The organism is Massilia aurea (assembly GCF_014200505.1).
Classification (GTDB): Bacteria; Pseudomonadota; Gammaproteobacteria; order Burkholderiales; family Burkholderiaceae_D; genus Telluria; species Telluria aurea_B.
In genome coordinates this window covers 1,362,226-1,379,292 of record NZ_JACHBX010000001.1, presented here as the reverse complement: position 1 = coordinate 1,379,292, position 17,067 = coordinate 1,362,226, and the positions used below count along the sequence as shown (strand labels likewise).

Genomic DNA, 17,067 nt, shown 5'->3' with positions numbered 1-17,067 from the left:
GCGCGTTACAGGTGCAACGCATGTTGCGGCAGGCCCGGCGCATCGGCGCGGAACGTGAACAGGCCGCCGGCCAGCGGCTGCGCGAGCAGATCGGCCTCGCTCAATCCCTTGCGCGCGGTGGTGGCATACACGGTGCGCAGATCGTCGCCGCCAAAGGCCGGCTTGGTGATGTTCGCGCACGGGAAGCGCACTTCACCGACCTTGCGCCCTTGAAGGTCGTAGCGGTCGATGCGCCAGCCGCCGAAGACGGCGACCCACAGGTGGCCTTCGGCGTCGACTGCCATGCCGTCCGGATGGCCGCTGCCTTCGTGCGTGACGAACAGGCGCTTGCCACTGATCGCGCCGTCCGGGCCCAGGTCGAAAGCGTGGATGGTGCGCGCCAGCGTGTCGGTGTGGTACAGCGTGGTCGCGTCCGGGCTGATGGCCGGGCCGTTGGTGATGATGTAGCCGGCGTCTATCGCGCGCGCCGGCTGGCCGGCACCGTCGAAGCGGTACAGTGTTCCCGTCGCTTCGCTCTCGCCATTGTCCATCGAGCCAAACCACAGGCGGCCCGCTGCATCGACGTGCCCATCGTTGAAGCGGTTGCCCGGCAGGTCGGCTTCGACGCGGGCCAGCGCGATGAACGCGCCATCGGTCTCAAGAAAGCGGTACAGGCCATCTTCGAGCCCGCACACCATGCCGCCATCGTCGCTCGGTGCGAGAAAGCCGATCTGGGACGGCGCATCCCAGCTCTGGCGCCCGCTACCGTCTTCATCGCAGCAGTGGATGCGGCGGCCCTTGATGTCGACGAACCAGATCTTGCGGCGGACCGCGTCCCACAAGGCACCCTCGCCCAGCGTGGCCTTGACGTCCCACAGGCAGTGCACGGCGCCGCTCATGCGCCGTACCAGCCAGCGTCGACGAAGTATTCGCGGCCGCTGCAGCGGCGCGCGTTGTTCGAGGCCAGGAACAGCGACAGCGCCGCCACGTCCTGCATCTCGACGCGCTGCGGCAGGCACTGGCCGGCCAGGATGCGCGCTTCTTCTTCCGGCGTATGCCACAGCGCCTGCTGACGCGGCGTGCGCACGGCGCCCGGAATCACCGTATTGACGCGGATATTCTCGGCGCCGAGGTCGCGCGCCAGACCGCGGCTCATCGCCTCGATCGCCGCCTTGGCCATCATGTACAGCGACAGCTGGTTCGACGCCAGGTACCACGAGATCGAGCCGAAATTGAGGATCACGCCACTGCCCTGGCGGCGCATCATCGCAACCGCTGCCTGGCTGCAGAAATAGGTGTGGCGCAGATTGACCGCCATCCGGCTTTCCCAATAGTCGGGCGTGACGTCGTCGATGCCGTGGCGGTCGTCGTTGGCGGCGTTATTCAGCAGGATGTCGATGCCACCAGCCTCCGCCTCGATGGCGGCAAAGGTCGCGGCCAGCGCATCGAGATCGGTCAGGTCGCACGGCAGGAAGCGCGGCTTGTGCGCGGAACCGGCCAGCGCGTCGGCCAGCGCCGTCGATGCTTCCTTGGCGATGTCGAGGAACCAGACCTGGGCGCCCTGGCCGGCAAACGCCGTCACCAGTTCGCTGCCGATGCCTGTGCCGCCACCGGTGATGACGACGCGCTTGTCGCGCAGGTCGGGATAGGTCGCGTAGACCAGTGCGGCGGGGGTGGAATCTGGTGTTGAATCGTGCATCGTGAACTCGTGGTTATCTTGAAGCGGATCGGAAAGCAAATCGTGGGGCGCGCCGTCGGGTGGGGTCATGCTGAACGGCCTGCCAGCAGTTCGCGCCGCGCCAGGTTCTGGTACAGCGCGCGCACACCGAAGGTCCATGGCGCAATGGTGTCGCTGCGGCCGACCGTGTTGACCAGGGCGCCCAGCGCCGGGGTCGAGATGGTGACCTTGTCGCCCGGGTGGTGCGTGAAGCCGCCACCGGCCGCGCCGCGGTCCTTGATCGGCGAGAACATCGTCCCCAGAAACAGCATGAAGCCATCCGGATACTGGTGGTGCGCGCCGCAGGTCTGTGCCACCAGGTCGAGCGGGTCGCGGCTGATCTCGCGCATGCGGCTCGATCCGGCCAGCATGAAGCCGTCGTCGGCGCCTTCGATCAGCATGCTCACTTCGCAGCTGCGCAGCGTGTCGAGCGTGAAGTCGCCATCAAAAATGCGCACGAACGGGCCGATGGCGCACGAGCCGTTGTTGTCCTTGGCCTTGCCAAGCAGGAGCGCGCTGCGCCCTTCGATGTCGCGCAGGTTGACGTCGTTGCCCAGTGCGGCGCCGACGATCTCGGCGCGGCTGTTCACGGCCAGCACGATCTCGGGTTCCGGGTTGTTCCAGTGCGACGACGGGTGCAGGCCCACCACCGCGCCATGGCCCAGCGACGACATCGGTTGCGATTTGGTGAAGACCTCGGCGTCGGGGCCAATGCCCACTTCCATGTACTGCGACCACAGGCCACGCGCGCTCAGCTCCGTTTTCAGGCGCATCGCGGCGCTGGAACCCGGCACCATCTCGGCCAGGTTGGTGCCGATGGTCGCCTGCAGTTCCGTGCGCAATGCAGAGGCGCGGGCAGGATCGCCTTTGGCCTGTTCTTCGATGACGCGTTCGAGCAGGCTCACGGCAAACGTCACGCCGGCGGCCTTGATGGCCTGCAGGTCGCATGGCGCGAGCAGCTGGAGACCGCCCTCGCCCAGGCCGCCGTCCAGCGCCGCTTGCAGCAGACTGGCAGCGTCGCCCAGATCCTCGCCCGCTGCGCTCTTGACGATCGCCAGCATGTCGGCCGCATCGCGCTCGAACAGGTCGGCGACGGTGGCTGCGTAGCGGGTGATGTCGATGATGCGGCCGGCGCGCACGGCGACGACTGCCGGGCCGTCGATCGGCGCCGGGCGCCAGACGCGGCCAACCAGCAGGGCCGACGCGATGTCAGCGGGGAGCGCGTCGGGTAGCGCGCCGGGTAGCGCATTGACGGAAGATGCGGTCATGTTTTCTCTCGTTCGTGGTGACGGGTCCTGGCGGGCACGCTGAAGGATGCGAAGCAGCGTGGCTTGTGCAGCCGGGACAAACCGGTACTCAGGAGGTGTGACGGGAAGGCGCGCGGCTGAGCGTAGCTGCAGCCACGCCGGCGGGCAGCCGGGTGTGCGGGTCTTGCATGGTCGTCTCCTGATGCTTTTTGATTATTTTAATGTGCGTCACAACAATCCTTTAACAGAATTGTTAGCGCAACCATTGCAGTCTAAACTTCTGCTCGGACGGTTGTCAACGAATTATTGGAATGCTTGCAGGGGGGCGGGAACGGGAATGGATACAGTGTTCGCAGCCGTGCCGGGAGATGGTCCCTGCCCCTCCAGAGGCCGGGACGGTATCTTGTCAGAGGCTCCGCGCCGCAGCAGGCAAGCGCGCTGGCGGGCGCACGCGTGGCGCGGCGTCAGACTGGCGCCGCACCAGGACAAAATCCATGCGCGTCTGCTCGGGCTCGGCCGGTTCTTCTTCACGCATCGCGCGCACGCGCCGCACCAGGGCCTGTACTGCTTCGCGCGCCATCTCGGCAATCGGCTGGCGCACGGTGGTCAGTTCGGGCCAGATCGTCGTGGCCAGCGCGGTATCGTCGAAGCCCGTGACGGTAAGATCGCCCGGCACGTCCAGCGCCAGGCGGTGGGCGACGGCTACCGTGGCGGCAGCCATATCGTCGTTGCTGGCAAAGATCGCCGTGGGCCGCTCGGCAAGGGCCAGCAACTGCTCGGCCGCGTCCAGGCCCGAGCGGTACGTGAACATCCCCTGCACCACCAGTTCATCGGCTGCGTCGGCGTTCATTTCGGCAATCGCGGCGCGATAGCCATCGAGCCGACGCGCGCTGGCGCTCTGGTTCGGGTGGCCGACGATGAAGCCGATGCGCTGGTGGCCAAGGGCGATCAGGTGGCGCGTCATGTAGTGGGCCGCATCGTAGTCGTCGATGCTCACTGCCCCCAGGCCGGGTGCGGGCGAACCGCACGCGACGACGACGGCGGGAATGCCGGCGCGTTCCACGCACCCCAGCACGGCTTCGCTGTCGCACAGTGGCGGTGGCAAGATGACGCCATCGAGGCCATTGTCGATGAGGCGCTGCGTGTGTTCGGTTTCGTGGTTGCCCGCCTCGCACTTCTCGACGAAGAGTTGGACATTGTTCAGGCCCGACTGGTTCAGCAGGCCGACGAGAAATTCGCTCAGGTACGCAGCGCTCGGGTTGCTGTACAAGAAACCGACGCGGATCGGCTTGGAGCCGGCCAGATTGCGCGCTTCCTGGTTCGGCGTATAGTTCAGTGCGGCGACTGCATCGGCGACCTTGCGCCGCGTGCTTTCACGCACCAGGGTTTTCCCGTTCATGACGCGCGAGACCGTCATGGCGGAGACGCCGGCCAGCTTGGCGACGTCCACCATCGTTGGCTTGCCGTGTTCCATCGCTTCACGGATGCTGTCGAGCGTCACTTTACTCATGTCAGGATTGTTTTCAAGGCCAGGGAAATGGGCTTGATGTTAGCACAGCAACGCTTGGGATTGCGCTAACATCGGTGGCCTTCGACCAGCGCCGCAACGTCGCGGCACATGACGGCAGCGCGCCGACTGGCTATAATCCCGGTCTTCGCATCGAAGGATTCCCCATGTCATTGCTAGCCCACGAGCTTGAACTGCTGTCGCCCGCCAAAACCGCCGAGATCGGGCGCGAGGCGATCCTGCACGGCGCCGATGCCGTCTATATCGGCGGCCCGGCATTCGGGGCGCGGCACAATGCCAGCAACCCGCTCGAGGATATCGCCGGGCTGGTGCAGTTCGCGCACGCCTATCGGGCGCGCATCTTCGTGACGATGAACACGATCATGCACGACAGCGAACTCGAGCTGGCGCGCAAGCAGATCTGGCAGCTGTACGAAGCCGGCGTCGATGCGCTGATCATCCAGGACATGGGCCTGCTCGAGCTCGACCTGCCCCCGATCCAGCTGCATGCCAGTACCCAGTGCGATATTCGTGGGCTAGAGAAAGCGAAATTCCTCGCCGACGTCGGTTTTTCGCAACTGGTGCTGGCGCGTGAACTGACGGTCGAGCAGATCCGCAAGATCCATCAGGTCACCGACACGCCGCTCGAATACTTCGTCCACGGCGCGCTGTGCGTGGCGTATTCGGGCCAGTGCTATATCTCGCACGCAGACAACGGCCGCTCGGCCAACCGGGGCGACTGCTCGCAGAATTGCCGCCTGCCCTACACGCTCAGCGATGGCCAGGGCCGCGTGGTTGCGTTCGACAAGCATCTGTTGTCGATGAAAGACAACGATCAGAGCCGCAACCTGGGCGCGCTGGTCGATGCCGGCATCCGTTCGTTCAAGATCGAAGGCCGCTACAAGGACATGGGGTACGTGAAAAACATCACGGCCCACTACCGGTTGCTGCTCGACGAACTGCTGGACCAGCGGCCGGAATTCGTGCGCGCCTCGAGCGGCCGCACGCGCGTCATGTTCACGCCGGACGTCGACAAGAACTTCCACCGCGGCCATACCGAATATTTCGCGCAGGGCCGCCTGACCGATATCGGTGCGTTCGATTCGCCGAAGTACGTGGGTGTGGAACTGGGCATCGTGGCGCGCTTGAACGGCGACAGCTTCGATGTCGTCACCAGCGCGCCAATGGCCAACGGCGACGGTTTGAACTATATGTACAAGCGCGACACGGTCGGCATCCAGGCCAACAAGACCGACAAGCTGGGCGACGAGGCTGACGGCCAGCGCTGGCGCGTCTATCCGAACGAGCCGATGCAGACGCTGGCAGGCTTGAAGGTCGGCACCGTCATCCACCGCAACCGCGATCACGGTTGGGAAGCAACGCTCAACAAGAAATCGTCCGAGCGCAAGGTGGCATTGGAGCTGGTGCTCAGCGAACAGCCGGACGGCCTGCGCCTGGACATCATCGACGAGGACGGCATCACGTCGCATGCAGCGGCCGCAATTGCCCTGCAGCCGGCGACGCAGGCCGCGCAGGCGGATGCCTCGCTGCGTTCGAGCCTGGCCAAGCTGGGCAACACCATGTTCGAAGCCGGTCACGTCGAGCTCAAGCTGAGCCAGCCGTGGTTCGTGCCGAGCGCGGCGATCAATGCGCTGCGCCGCGACGCCATCGCGGCGCATGAAGTGGCGCGCCTGGCGGCCTGGCAGCGGCCCGAGCGCAAGTCGGCAACGACGCCTCCCCCGGTGTATCCCGACGTGCAGCTGAGCTACCTGGCCAATGTCTACAACGACAAGGCACGCGCGTTCTACCAGAAGCACGGCGTGCAGCTGATCGACGCCGCATACGAGTCGCACGAGGAAGCCGGCGAAGTCTCCCTGATGATCACCAAGCACTGCCTGCGCTTCTCGTTCAACCTGTGCCCGAAACAGGCCAAGGGCGTGCAAGGCGTGCAGGGCCAGGTGAAGGCCGAGCCGATGACGCTGGTCAGTGGAGAAGACCGCTACACGCTGCGCTTTGACTGCAAGCCGTGCGAAATGCACGTGGTGGGCGCGATGCGTTCGAACATCCTGAAGCAACCGCCGCCATCGGCCGTGTCGTACACGCCGCTGACGTTCCACCGCCAGCGGCCGCGCGGTTGACCGATTGCTGCCGGCTGATTGTTGCCAACCAAACGGCGCCTGCGGGCGCCGTTATTCATTTCCGGAGGATCGTGCAATCGATGCCGAGGTTTCGGCATGGGCAACGCCACGCCCGATGCCCATACTTGCGCCACTGTCAACACACCAGGGAGCACAGCATGGAACACGCATCGAAAGTCATCCTCATCACGGGCGCCAGCAGCGGCATCGGTGAAGCCACCGCCCGTTTTCTTGCCGCGCAGGGCCACCGCGTCGTTCTCGGCGCACGCCGGGTCGAGCAGCTGGTGGCGCTGGCAGGCGACATCCGCGCTGCAGGCGGTGCTGCCGACGTCGCCCGGCTCGACGTCACCAGCATGGAGAGCATGACGGCGTTCGCCGACTTCGCGCTCGACTGCCATGGCCGGATTGATGTCCTGGTTAATAACGCGGGCGTCATGCCATTGTCAAAGCTCAACGCCTTGAAGATCGACGAGTGGAACCAGATGATCGACGTGAACATCCGCGGCGTGCTGCACGGTATCGCCGCCGTGCTGCCCGGCATGCAGGCACGTGGCAGCGGGCAGATCATCAATATCGCGTCGATCGGCGCATATGCGGTCAGCCCGACAGCGGCGGTGTATTGCGCCACCAAGTTTGCCGTGGCGGCCATTACCGAGGGTTTGCGGCAAGAGGTCGGCGGCGCGATCCGCGTGACGCTGGTGTCGCCTGGCGTCGTGGAGTCGGACCTGGCCGAGTCGATCTCGGATCCTGCTGCGCGCGCCGCAATGCGCCAGTTTCGCAAGGTGGCAATCAAGCCGGAGGCCATCGCGCGGGCGATCGGGTTTGCGATCGATCAGCCGGCCGACGTGGATGTCAGCGAGCTGATCGTGCGGCCGACGGCCAGCCCTTACTGAGGCGGATTGGCCGGCTTGATTACGCCGGGATCTTCAGCCCTTTTTGCACGGACGGGCGCGCGAGGAATTTGGTGAGCGCGGTCGATACGTGCGGGAAGTCCTTGATGCCGACCAGATCCCCTGCTTCGTAAAAATTCAGCAGCCCATTGATCCAAGGGAAGATCGCGATATCTGCGATGGTGAAGTCGTCACCTGCGATCCAGGCGTGCTGCGCCAGCTGGCCATTGATGACGCCCAACAGGCGGCGTGACTCGTCGACATAGCGGTCGCGGGGACGTTTGTCCTCGTAGTCCTTTCCAGCGAACTTGTGGAAGAAGCCCAGCTGGCCAAACATCGGCCCCACGCTGCCGATCTGGAACATCACCCACTGCATGACCTGATAGCGCGCGGCCGGGTCCTCAGGCATGAGCTTGCCAGTCTTGTCCGCCAGGTAGATCAGGATGGCGCCCGACTCGAACAACGGCAGCGGCTGGCCGCCGGGGCCATCCGGATCGATGATCGCCGGGATCTTGTTGTTCGGATTGAGCGACAGGAAGGCCGGCGAGTGTTGGTCGTCCTTGGCGAAGTCGACCTTGTGCACTTCGTACGGCAGACCGATCTCTTCCAGCATGATCGGAATCTTGACACCATTTGGCGTCGGCATCGAATACAACTGCAGCCGGTCCGGATGCTGCGCCGGCCATCGTTGCGTGATGGGGAATGCGGAGAGATCGGTCATGGTGATGGCACCCGCCCGATCAGCCGAACAGCTTGGCGGCGGTCTCGGCGATCAGCTTGCCCTGGTGGCGCGCGCCGCCCAGGTCGATCTCGCTCGGCTGACGTTCACCCTTGCCGCCGGCAATCGTCGTCGCGCCGTACGGGCTGCCGCCGGCGACTTCGTCGAGCGTCATCTGCTGCTGGTAGCTGTATGGCAGGCCAACGATGGTCAGACCAAGGTTCATCAGATTCGTGATGATGGAAAACAGCGTGGTTTCCTGGCCGCCGTGCTGGGTGGCGGTGGAGGTGAAGGCGCCGCCGACTTTGCCGTTCAGGGCGCCGCGTGCCCACAGGCCGCCGGTCTGGTCGAGGAAGGCCGCCATCTGGCTCGGCATACGACCATAGCGCGTCGGTGCGCCGATGATGATCGCGTCGTAGTGCTCCAGCTCATCCACTTTCGCGATGGGCGCAGCCTGCTCCAGCTTGAAGTGGCCGTTCTTGGCGATGTCTTCAGGGACGGTTTCAGGGACGCGTTTCACGTCGACCGTTGCACCAGCGCCGCGCGCGCCCTCGGCCATCGCGTTGGCCATCGTTTCAATGTGACCGTAGGTCGAGTAATACAGAACCAGTATTTTTGCCATGGACTTCTCCGATAGGTGAAAACAGAAAAGCCATTGTAGCGAGATCGGCAAAGATGCCGGTTTCGCTACAATGGCTTGTCGTGTTGTCTTAGTACCGGCGCTACTGGGAGCGCGTCAGATCCAGTAGATGAATGCGGCCAATGCAACGACCAGCGCCACGCGCGTGATGTTGTACGCCGTCTTGTTCCACGCCTTGAAGCGGCGGCGGTACTGGCCCATGTAGAACGAAATGCGGAACAGCTTGCTGACCAGGCCGACCTGGTCGCCCGTTTCGTTAGGCGATGCGGCAGCGGTCATCAGGTTGCGGCCGAGCCAGCGGTTCACGCTCTGCATCCAGCGGTAGCGCATCGGGCGCTCGACGTCGCAGAACAGGATGATGCGGTCGCTGTCGCTGCCGTTGATCGCCCAGTGGATATAGGTTTCGTCGAACACGACGCCCTGGCCATCGCGCCAGCTGTGGCGCTCGCCATCGACCTCGATGAAGCAACGATCATCGTTCGGCGTGGCCAGGCCCAGGTGATAGCGCATCGAACCGGCGAAGGGATCGCGGTGCGGATTCAGTTTGCCACCGGGTGGCAGCTCGGCGAACATGGCGGCCTTGACGGACGGGATCGACTGCAGCAGCGCATACGTCTGCGGGCACAGACGTTCAGCTGACGGGTGGCTCGCGTCGTACCACTTCAGGTAGAAACGCTTCCAGCCATTCTTGAAGAACGAGTTAAAGCCGGCATCGTCATTCTGCTCGGCAGCCTTGATCTTCTTGAGCGCGAGCATGCTCTCGGCTTCAGCACGGATGATGGGCCAGTTCTCTTGCAGGCGGGCCAGTTCAGGGAATTCGGAGAGCGGCGTGAACGGCGTATTGGGTACGCGCGAAAACTTGTGCATGAAGATATTGATCGGCGCCATGAACGACGAATGATCGAAAATCTGGCGACGAAACGGTAGACGGACTCGGCCGCGGAAATGGATGTGCAGGATCGATAACACATAAAAACCGACAACAACCCACTTCATACCATCCTCCGTCCCAGCCCATTGCGTGGCTGGCTTGCTTGATCGAGGACGCAGAATACCACAACGGCTATGGGGCCGTTGCGGGCCGGCCAGGTTCTCAGGGAGAGATGCCGGCGCATCGGCAAGGCGCGAATTGCGCGCTTGCCGATGAAGAAATGTTGGCAGGCCTGATGGCCCGCCGGGGAAATCTTAGTGCGTCACCGACGTGATCGCATACCCTTTTTCGGCGATCTGGTCGCTCAGGTGTTCAATGTCGAAATCCTTGATGGCATCGGCATTGTCTTCCACCTCGTAGCCCTGGGCTTGGACTTCCCAATCGGTATTGGTGGCTTCTTCAGGAATGCTTTTCGATTCCGGCACGGCCAGGTACGAAAACTTGCCATCATGTTCAGCTCGGCGGTAGATATCCAGGCGCATATTATTTCCTCTATTTAATGTTTGCTTTCGGATGAAAGCGAGCATCTTCACAGTAAAAGATCGCGCGCGAAGCGTCTGTTAATTGCCCAACACTCAGTCATGCCATAACGATATCAATGGCCCGGCCGCTGTCCCAACACCCTCGCCGGCAGCATGACAATGCCTTTAAGCAGGCTGAACACGGCATCAACGCCGATCCCCAGCAACCTGAACGGCAGCAGCAACAGCCACACAACGGGATAAACCAGCAGCGCCAGCAACGCGATCGGCCAGCACACCATCAACAGCAGCACCCACACCAGAAAACTCAGCATATTGCCTCCACATTGAACAGGAAGGCACTTTACCGGCCACCATCTTCAACAGGCCACCCCTATCCGACGCACGGTCATTTCGCCGCCACGAACGGTCGCCCATCCCGATAAACGGCGCAAGAATAGCCACATGGCTAAATCCAAACAATTAGGGTCAGTGTCGAATTATTGAGCAACTGATTTTCTGCAGTTGGCAAACAGTTCGACACTGACCCTATTTATCCATCGAGCAATGACCCATCAATTGGGGTCAGAGTCGAATTATTGAGCAATTGATTTACTGAAGTTGTCAAACAATTCGACACTGACCCTGGTTGGGGTTAGGCGTATTCGGGGATTTGTTCGGTGACGGACTGGGTGACGACGTCGGCCTGGATCGAGGCTTGCAGGGACGGGATCGAACCGCCGGCGCGGTAGGCGAAGGACAGGCGCAGCAGGTCGCCGGCTTTGACGGTGATGGGCGTGTACAGCGGCAGCGTCATGTAGTGGTTCAGCCAGTCGATTGTGGTGGCTTGTTCCTGCACGATGGCCAGGACGTTTTTCGTCACGAAGCGCATGGCGTTCAGGGTGCCGGACTGTTCGATCAGGACCGAGCCTTCCCAGGCGATCAGGCTGTCGACCGGTTGGCCGAAGTCGATGATGCTGTAGACGGCGGGTTGCGACAGCTCGATCGTGCCGGGCTGGACGACGCCCGTTTCCTGGAACTGGACGATCGGGGCGTAGAAGCCGTCGAAGTCGTATTCCTGCTGGAGCGGCTGGACGGCCATGATGACGGCTTCCGGCATGAACAGCGGCAGCGGGCCGCCGAATTTGGCCAGGTAGCGGCGCTTGAACGACTCGATCACTTCGACCTGTTTTTCACGCAGCATGCCGACGTGGATCATTTCGCAGATGACGACATCGACCGGCTCCGGTGGCAGGTAGTCGAATGCGTCGGCGTGGACGACTTCGACCTTGTGGCCGTTCGGGTTCATGGCCAGGAAGCGGCGCGCTTCACGCACCATGTCAGGGTTGTATTCGACGCAATAGACTTTCGACGCTTTCTGCGCCGCGAAGAACGACAGCACGCCCGTGCCGCCGCCCAGTTCCAGCACCTTGGCGCCGGGGAAGACCGAGTAGTGGATGGCGGACTTGAAGCTGTGCATCCGGTTCTGGTCCATCAGCATATTGTGATGGTAGTGGACTGGAATGAACTGCCCCAGGTAGCAGCTTTCGATTTCGCGTTCGTTCAGCATGATTATCCTCGTCGTCCTGTGTTGTGGGACCGTAGGACTATTATGGATACTATTTCCTGCGCGCAATCTGTCGAGGTGAGGGGCAAATAACGTCCAATTCAATCCCGACGCGTTTCGCCACCCATCAGCGGCCGGACAATAATCCGGCCAGTTTGTCATACCCGGCCTGCTTGGCCAGCTGGGCGGCGGTGAAGCCTTCAGTGTTCTTCAGCCCCGCGTTCGCGCCCTTGCTCAGCAACAGGCGCACGATCCCGTCCTGCCCCTCACGCGCGGCCATCATCAATGGCGTCACGGCGCCCGACGGGCGTGGCGACAGCGCGTCGAGCTTCGCCCCGCGCTCGATCAGCAGTTGCGCGATGGCGGCGTCGCCGCTGGCGGCCGCGTAATGCAGCGCGGTCCAGCCGGGCTGGTTGACCTTAGCGCCCTTGTCCAGCAGCGCGCGCACCGTGTCGCCATCGCGCTTGAACGCTGCCATCATCAACGCCGTGTTGCCGTTGACCGCCTTGCGTTCCAGGTCGGTGCCCGGATGGGCCAGCAGATCCTGCACGACCGCCGCCGAGCCTTCGCGTATCGCCAGCACCAGTGCCGGCTCGCCACCCAGCGGATTGAGTTCGTTGGCGTTGACGACCGTGCCGACCATCTTGCGCACGGTGCTCGCATCGTCCATCTGCACGGCGCGGAAGAACGACGACACCTGCTTTTCAGTTGGCGCCTGGGCAGCGATGGCACCGACGGCCACCACGCTCAGCACACCGGCCGCGCACATGCGCGCCATCGAACGAACAATCCGCATGCGTCAGCTCCTGGCTGTCTGGAACAGGTTGAAGAAATTCTCGCTCGTCTGCGCCGCGACATCGCGCAGCGACACGCCCTTGAGCGTGGCGATGTACTCGGCCACGTGCGCTACATAGCCCGGCTCGTTCATGCGCCCGCGGAATGGCACCGGCGCCAGATACGGCGAATCGGTCTCGATCAGCATGCGCTCAAGCGGCACGGCCAGTGCGACCGCCTGCAAATCCTTGGCGCTCTTGAACGTCACGATCCCCGAGAACGAGATATAGAAGCCCTGCGCCATGGCCGCCTGCGCCACCTCGAGCGACTCGGTGAAGCAATGCATGACGCCCGCCACGCCACCGGCGTCGGTGCCTGCGCCCTCTTCCTTCATCAGGCGGATCGTGTCTTCGCTGGCCGCGCGCGTATGGATGATCAGCGGCTTGCGGGTCTCGCGCGAGGCGCGGATGTGCACACGAAAGCGCTCGCGCTGCCAGTCGAGGTCGCCCTTGAGGCGGTAGTAATCCAGGCCCGTCTCGCCGATGGCGACGATCTTCGGATGGTCCGCCAGGTCAACCAGCTGCTGTACGGTCGGTTCAGGCGTGTCCTCGTAGTCGGGATGCACGCCGACCGAGGCGAAGATATGGGGATACTGCTCGGCCAGCGCGAGCACTTGCGGAAAGTCCGGCAGGTCGACCGACACGCACAGGGCATGCGTGACCTGGTTCTCGGCCATCTTGGCCAGTACCTCGGGCATGCGGGCGGCCAGTTCCGGGAAATTGATGTGGCAGTGGGAATCGATAAACATCCTGCCATTGTACGCGAGGCGCCCGGCCGCAGCACGGGCGCCACGGTCGTGGTCAAGCCACCCGCTTGCCCAGAATGATCAAATCGCGCTCGATGCCATCGAGGTTCGCCACTCGCGGGAAGTTGGCCCAGGTCTCAAAGCCGTATTTACCGAACAGCGCCAGGCTCGGTGCATTGTGGCCAAAGATGAAGCCCAGCAGCGTGTGCACCTTGACCTCGGGTGCGAACGCGATCGCCAGCTCCAGGCAGTAGCGTCCCAGGCCCTGGCCGCGCGCGCTTTCCGCGATATAGATCGAGACTTCGGCCGTGCCCGAATACGCCGGCCGGCCGTAGAAGTTCGAGTACGACAGCCAGCCGATGACCGCCGGCTCTTCGCTCGTATCGAGCGCATCGTGGATCACCCACAACGGGCGCCGGTCGGGCGTATGCTCGTTGAACCAGGCTTCGCGCGACTGCACCGACACCGGCTCGGTATCGGCCGTCACGTCGCGCGAGGCGATAGTGGAATTATAGATATCGACGATGACCGGCAGGTCGTCGCGTCGTGCCAGGCGATGGACGTAGGAAGGCATGCAGCAGGAATGGGTTAGTTACAGAATTTGGTTAGTTACAAAGTATGGGTGGCGCGCGACGACCGCAGCGCAGCGCCGAGGATTTCTTCGATACGCTGGCGGGCGCGCTGGCCCGATTCGTCGGCCGGGAAATGCACGCCGATGCCTTGCGCCTTGTTGTTGTTGGCGCCCGCCGGCGTGATCCAGGCGACGGTGCCGGCAATCGGGTATTTATTCGGATCGTCCATCAGCGCCAGGATCAGATAGATCTCGTCACCGATCTGGTATGGCTTGCTGGTCGGGACGAACATGCCGCCATTGCGCAGGAACGGCATGTAGGCCGCATAGAGCGCCGCTTTCTCCTTGATCGCCAGTGACAGCACGGACGGCCGCGGGGCCTGGGCTGCGGTTGCATCTGGCGGATTGGCGCTCATCGTGGTCCTCTCATGTACAGCAGCCAGTGTACTCAAGCAGCATGTCCTCGACAAATAATTTTGCCGACAGCGGATGATCGGCCACTGCGCGCCGCTCGTTCATGGCCTTGATCGCGCGCAGCAGGTTGTTCGTCTGCGCCCTGCCGGCCAGCGCCGCCAGCTCTTTCTGGTAGCGCGGGTAGTACCGGATCTTGCCCGACAATTTGTACGAGAATACATCGTACAGCCAGCGCTGGGTCCAGGCCACCAATGCCGGCAGCTCGGCCTTGGCCAGCTTGTCGGCCGCGCGCAGCGCCGCATCCGGCGCCGGTCGCGCCAGAAACGCGAGCAGCACGTCGAGTTCTTCGCGGCTGCCGTGCGCCGACGCGGCCAGCGCCGCGAGTGGCGCCCCGCCCTGCTCGCGCAGCCAGCTGTCGGCATCCGGCACGCTTTGCGCGTTGAGCCACGCCAGCGCGTCGTCGTGCGAGGGCATCGGCAGCGCGAACTTGCGGCAGCGTGACAGGATCGTTGGCAGCAGCCGGTCCAGGCTATTCGACGACAACAAAAACACGGTGCCCGGCGGCGGCTCTTCCAGCGTCTTGAGCAGCGCGTTCGAGGCCGGTGTATTCAGTGCCTCGGCCGGATACAGCACCACGACGCGCAAGCCCTGGCGGTGCGTCGAGATATTCATGAAATCGGCCAGCGCCCGGATCTGCTCGATCTTGATTTCTTTCGACGGCGCCTTGGTCGACTTCGATTTACGATCGCCGTCGCCTTCCTCGTCGCCCGCACCCGGTTCGTCTTCGAGCGCCTCGGGCCGCACGCGGCGGTAATCGGGATGATTGTGCTGGACGAACCAGCCGCACGATGCACAGACGCCGCACGCCTGGCCGTCAGGCCGGGCGTTCTCGCACAGCAGCGCCTGGGCAAACGCTTCGATGAAGTCGGCCTTGCCGGTGCCGGTCGGGCCGTGGAACAGGATCGCGTGCGGCATGCGCGCGCGCAGCGCCTGCAATTGCGTCCAGGCGGCGCCCTGCCACGGATACATCATCACAGCAGACGCTCCAGGACATCTGCGAGTTCGCGCTGGATCGCCTCGATGCTGCGCGTCGAATCGACGACGACGAAGCGCCCTGGGAACTGCGCTGCGCGGCGCAGGTACTCGGCGCGGCACCGGGCAAAGAACTCGGCCTGCTCGCGCTCGAACTTGTCGAGCGTGCGCGAGGCCGCAAGCCGTTCGCGCGCTACTTCCAGCGGCACGTCGAACAGCAGCGTCAGGTCAGGCTGCAGCGCTGGGTGCACCCATGCCTCGAGCGCTTCCATCTTCTCGCGCGACAGGCCCCGGCCACCGCTCTGGTACGCGAAGCTGGCATCGGTAAACCGGTCCGACAACACCCAGTGGCCCATCGCCAGCTGCGGCGCAATCACCTGCGCGATATGCTCGCGGCGGCTGGCGAACATCAGCAGCGCCTCGGTCTCCAGATGCATCGTTTCGTGCAGCAGCACGTCGCGCAGCTTTTCGCCCAGCGGCGTGCCGCCCGGCTCGCGCGAAGCGACCACGGTCTTGCCGCGCCCCGCGAGAAAATCGGTGACGAAACCGATATGGGTCGATTTTCCGGCGCCGTCGATGCCTTCGAACGTGATGAACTTGCCCTGCATGGAACAACCTTCTGTCATTGGGTGGTGATCCCGCGCTGGTAGCGATTCACGGCGCGGTTATGGTCCGGCAGATTGCTGGAGAACTGGCTGGTGCCGTCGCCGCGCGAGACGAAATACAGCGCCGGCGTCTCGGCTGGCGCAAGCGCCGCCTGCAGCGACTGCAGGCCGGGCAGCGAGATCGGCGTGGGCGGCAAGCCGCCGCGCGTATAGGTATTGTACGGCGTGTCGGTCAGCAGGTCCTTCTTGGCGATCTTGCCGACGAACGCGTCGCCCATGCCGTAGATGACGGTCGGATCGGTCTGCAGCAGCATGCCGGTGCGCAGGCGGTTGACGAACACGCCGGCAATCATCGTGCGCTCGCTCTTCTGCCCCGTTTCCTTCTCGACGATCGAGGCCATGATCAGCGCTTCGTACGGCGTCTTGTACGGCAGTTCCTTGTTGCGCTTTTCCCAGGCTTCATTCAGGTGGGCCAGCATGGCCTGGTGCGCGCGGCGGTAGATCTCGATCTCGGACGAGCCCTTCGCGAACAAATAGGTATCGGGGAAGAACAGGCCTTCCGGATCCTTGTACTCGGTCGAGATCTTCGCCATCAGTTCGGCGTCGGTCAGCTTGACGGTATCGTGCTTGAGGCGCGCGTGGCTGCTGATCGCCTGGCGCATCTGCTTGAAGCTCCAGCCTTCGATGATCGTCACGGCTTCTTGCGCGAACTCGCCACGCACCAGTTGCGACAACAGGCGGCGCGGCGACGTGTTCGGCTTGAGCTCATAACTGCCGGCCTTGATGCGCCCTGCATCACCGGTCAGGCGCGCCAGCAGCACGAACAGCGTCGGGTTGACGGGCACGCCGGCGGCGGCCATCTGCTGCGCGCTGGCGGCCACGCCGCTGCCGGGGTTGATCGAAAATTCGATGGGCGCGCCGGGGACGGGCAAGGCCTGCTTGGTCCACCAGGCAAAGCCGCTGGCGGCGGCGACGGAAACGATGACGCCGGTAACGAGTAATTTTTTTATCAGTGCCATGTCTTTGCGCGGTCAACGTGCGAAATGGACCGCGCCCGGCGCGATTTTCCAC

19 protein-coding genes are annotated in these 17,067 nt (G+C 63.6%); 2 read left to right on the top strand and 17 right to left on the bottom strand.

The features are described from left to right. Positions 1–5 precede the first annotated feature (5 nt). From HD842_RS06140 to HD842_RS06125, 4 genes are all read right to left on the bottom strand, one after another. Positions 6–878 (bottom strand): SMP-30/gluconolactonase/LRE family protein, encoded by an 873-nt coding sequence (locus HD842_RS06140; RefSeq protein ID WP_183552282.1) that lies wholly within the window; start codon positions 876–878, stop codon positions 6–8. Beyond that, positions 875–1,678, bottom strand: coding sequence for an SDR family NAD(P)-dependent oxidoreductase (locus tag HD842_RS06135; protein ID WP_308638191.1), 804 nt, complete (start codon positions 1,676–1,678; stop codon positions 875–877). The genes HD842_RS06140 and HD842_RS06135 overlap by 4 nt, the downstream gene beginning before the upstream one ends. A gap of 65 nt (positions 1,679–1,743) precedes the next feature. Next, positions 1,744–2,964: a fumarylacetoacetate hydrolase family protein gene (locus HD842_RS06130; protein WP_183552279.1), complete on the bottom strand. Its 1,221-nt coding sequence runs from the start codon at positions 2,962–2,964 to the stop codon at positions 1,744–1,746. A gap of 385 nt (positions 2,965–3,349) precedes the next feature. After that, positions 3,350–4,453, bottom strand: a complete 1,104-nt coding sequence (locus HD842_RS06125; protein WP_183552276.1) for a LacI family DNA-binding transcriptional regulator — start codon at positions 4,451–4,453, stop codon at positions 3,350–3,352. A gap of 164 nt (positions 4,454–4,617) precedes the next feature. Between HD842_RS06125 and HD842_RS06120 the strand changes: the two genes are divergently transcribed. Continuing rightward, a complete protein-coding gene (locus HD842_RS06120) occupies positions 4,618–6,588 on the top strand; it encodes a peptidase U32 family protein (protein WP_183552273.1) in 1,971 nt (656 codons plus the stop codon). A gap of 158 nt (positions 6,589–6,746) precedes the next feature. Next, positions 6,747–7,481 (top strand): SDR family oxidoreductase, encoded by a 735-nt coding sequence (locus HD842_RS06115; RefSeq protein ID WP_183552270.1) that lies wholly within the window; start codon positions 6,747–6,749, stop codon positions 7,479–7,481. Between the two features lie 19 nt (positions 7,482–7,500). Here HD842_RS06115 and HD842_RS06110 read toward each other — a convergent pair whose 3' ends face one another. The 13 genes from HD842_RS06110 to mltG form a co-directional block, all read right to left on the bottom strand. Next, positions 7,501–8,199 (bottom strand): glutathione S-transferase N-terminal domain-containing protein, encoded by a 699-nt coding sequence (locus HD842_RS06110; protein WP_183552267.1) that lies wholly within the window; start codon positions 8,197–8,199, stop codon positions 7,501–7,503. Positions 8,200–8,218: 19 nt separating this feature from the next. Next, positions 8,219–8,818 carry an NAD(P)H:quinone oxidoreductase gene (wrbA, locus tag HD842_RS06105; RefSeq protein ID WP_183552264.1) on the bottom strand — a complete coding sequence of 200 codons (600 nt, stop codon included), beginning with the start codon at positions 8,816–8,818 and terminating at the stop codon, positions 8,219–8,221. 114 nt (positions 8,819–8,932) lie between these two features. Then, complete coding sequence (gene lpxO, locus HD842_RS06100; RefSeq protein ID WP_183552261.1) at positions 8,933–9,832, bottom strand: lipid A hydroxylase LpxO; 900 nt, start codon at positions 9,830–9,832, stop codon at positions 8,933–8,935. Positions 9,833–10,021: 189 nt separating this feature from the next. After that, positions 10,022–10,249: a DUF6139 family protein gene (locus HD842_RS06095; RefSeq protein WP_183552258.1), complete on the bottom strand. Its 228-nt coding sequence runs from the start codon at positions 10,247–10,249 to the stop codon at positions 10,022–10,024. Positions 10,250–10,362: 113 nt separating this feature from the next. Next, on the bottom strand, positions 10,363–10,563 hold the full coding sequence (locus tag HD842_RS06090) for a hypothetical protein (protein WP_183552256.1): 201 nt from the start codon (positions 10,561–10,563) through the stop codon (positions 10,363–10,365). A gap of 320 nt (positions 10,564–10,883) precedes the next feature. After that, positions 10,884–11,798, bottom strand: coding sequence for a methyltransferase domain-containing protein (locus HD842_RS06085; RefSeq protein ID WP_183552254.1), 915 nt, complete (start codon positions 11,796–11,798; stop codon positions 10,884–10,886). 124 nt (positions 11,799–11,922) lie between these two features. Continuing rightward, positions 11,923–12,591, bottom strand: coding sequence for an ankyrin repeat domain-containing protein (locus HD842_RS06080; RefSeq protein ID WP_229424613.1), 669 nt, complete (start codon positions 12,589–12,591; stop codon positions 11,923–11,925). Positions 12,592–12,594: 3 nt separating this feature from the next. Next, on the bottom strand, positions 12,595–13,377 hold the full coding sequence (locus tag HD842_RS06075) for a TatD family hydrolase (RefSeq protein ID WP_183552252.1): 783 nt from the start codon (positions 13,375–13,377) through the stop codon (positions 12,595–12,597). A gap of 52 nt (positions 13,378–13,429) precedes the next feature. Beyond that, positions 13,430–13,948 (bottom strand): GNAT family N-acetyltransferase, encoded by a 519-nt coding sequence (locus HD842_RS06070; protein WP_183552249.1) that lies wholly within the window; start codon positions 13,946–13,948, stop codon positions 13,430–13,432. Between the two features lie 35 nt (positions 13,949–13,983). Then, on the bottom strand, positions 13,984–14,361 hold the full coding sequence (locus HD842_RS06065) for a PilZ domain-containing protein (RefSeq protein ID WP_183552247.1): 378 nt from the start codon (positions 14,359–14,361) through the stop codon (positions 13,984–13,986). A gap of 10 nt (positions 14,362–14,371) precedes the next feature. Then, positions 14,372–15,391 carry a DNA polymerase III subunit delta' gene (locus HD842_RS06060; RefSeq protein WP_183552243.1) on the bottom strand — a complete coding sequence of 340 codons (1,020 nt, stop codon included), beginning with the start codon at positions 15,389–15,391 and terminating at the stop codon, positions 14,372–14,374. Further along, the gene (tmk, locus tag HD842_RS06055; RefSeq protein WP_183552240.1) at positions 15,391–16,017 is read right to left on the bottom strand and encodes a dTMP kinase; all 627 of its coding nucleotides are present in this window, start codon (positions 16,015–16,017) and stop codon (positions 15,391–15,393) included. The genes HD842_RS06060 and tmk overlap by 1 nt, the downstream gene beginning before the upstream one ends. Beyond that, positions 16,014–17,015, bottom strand: coding sequence for an endolytic transglycosylase MltG (gene mltG, locus HD842_RS06050; RefSeq protein ID WP_183552237.1), 1,002 nt, complete (start codon positions 17,013–17,015; stop codon positions 16,014–16,016). Before mltG ends, tmk begins: the two co-directional genes overlap by 4 nt. Positions 17,016–17,067 lie beyond the last annotated feature (52 nt).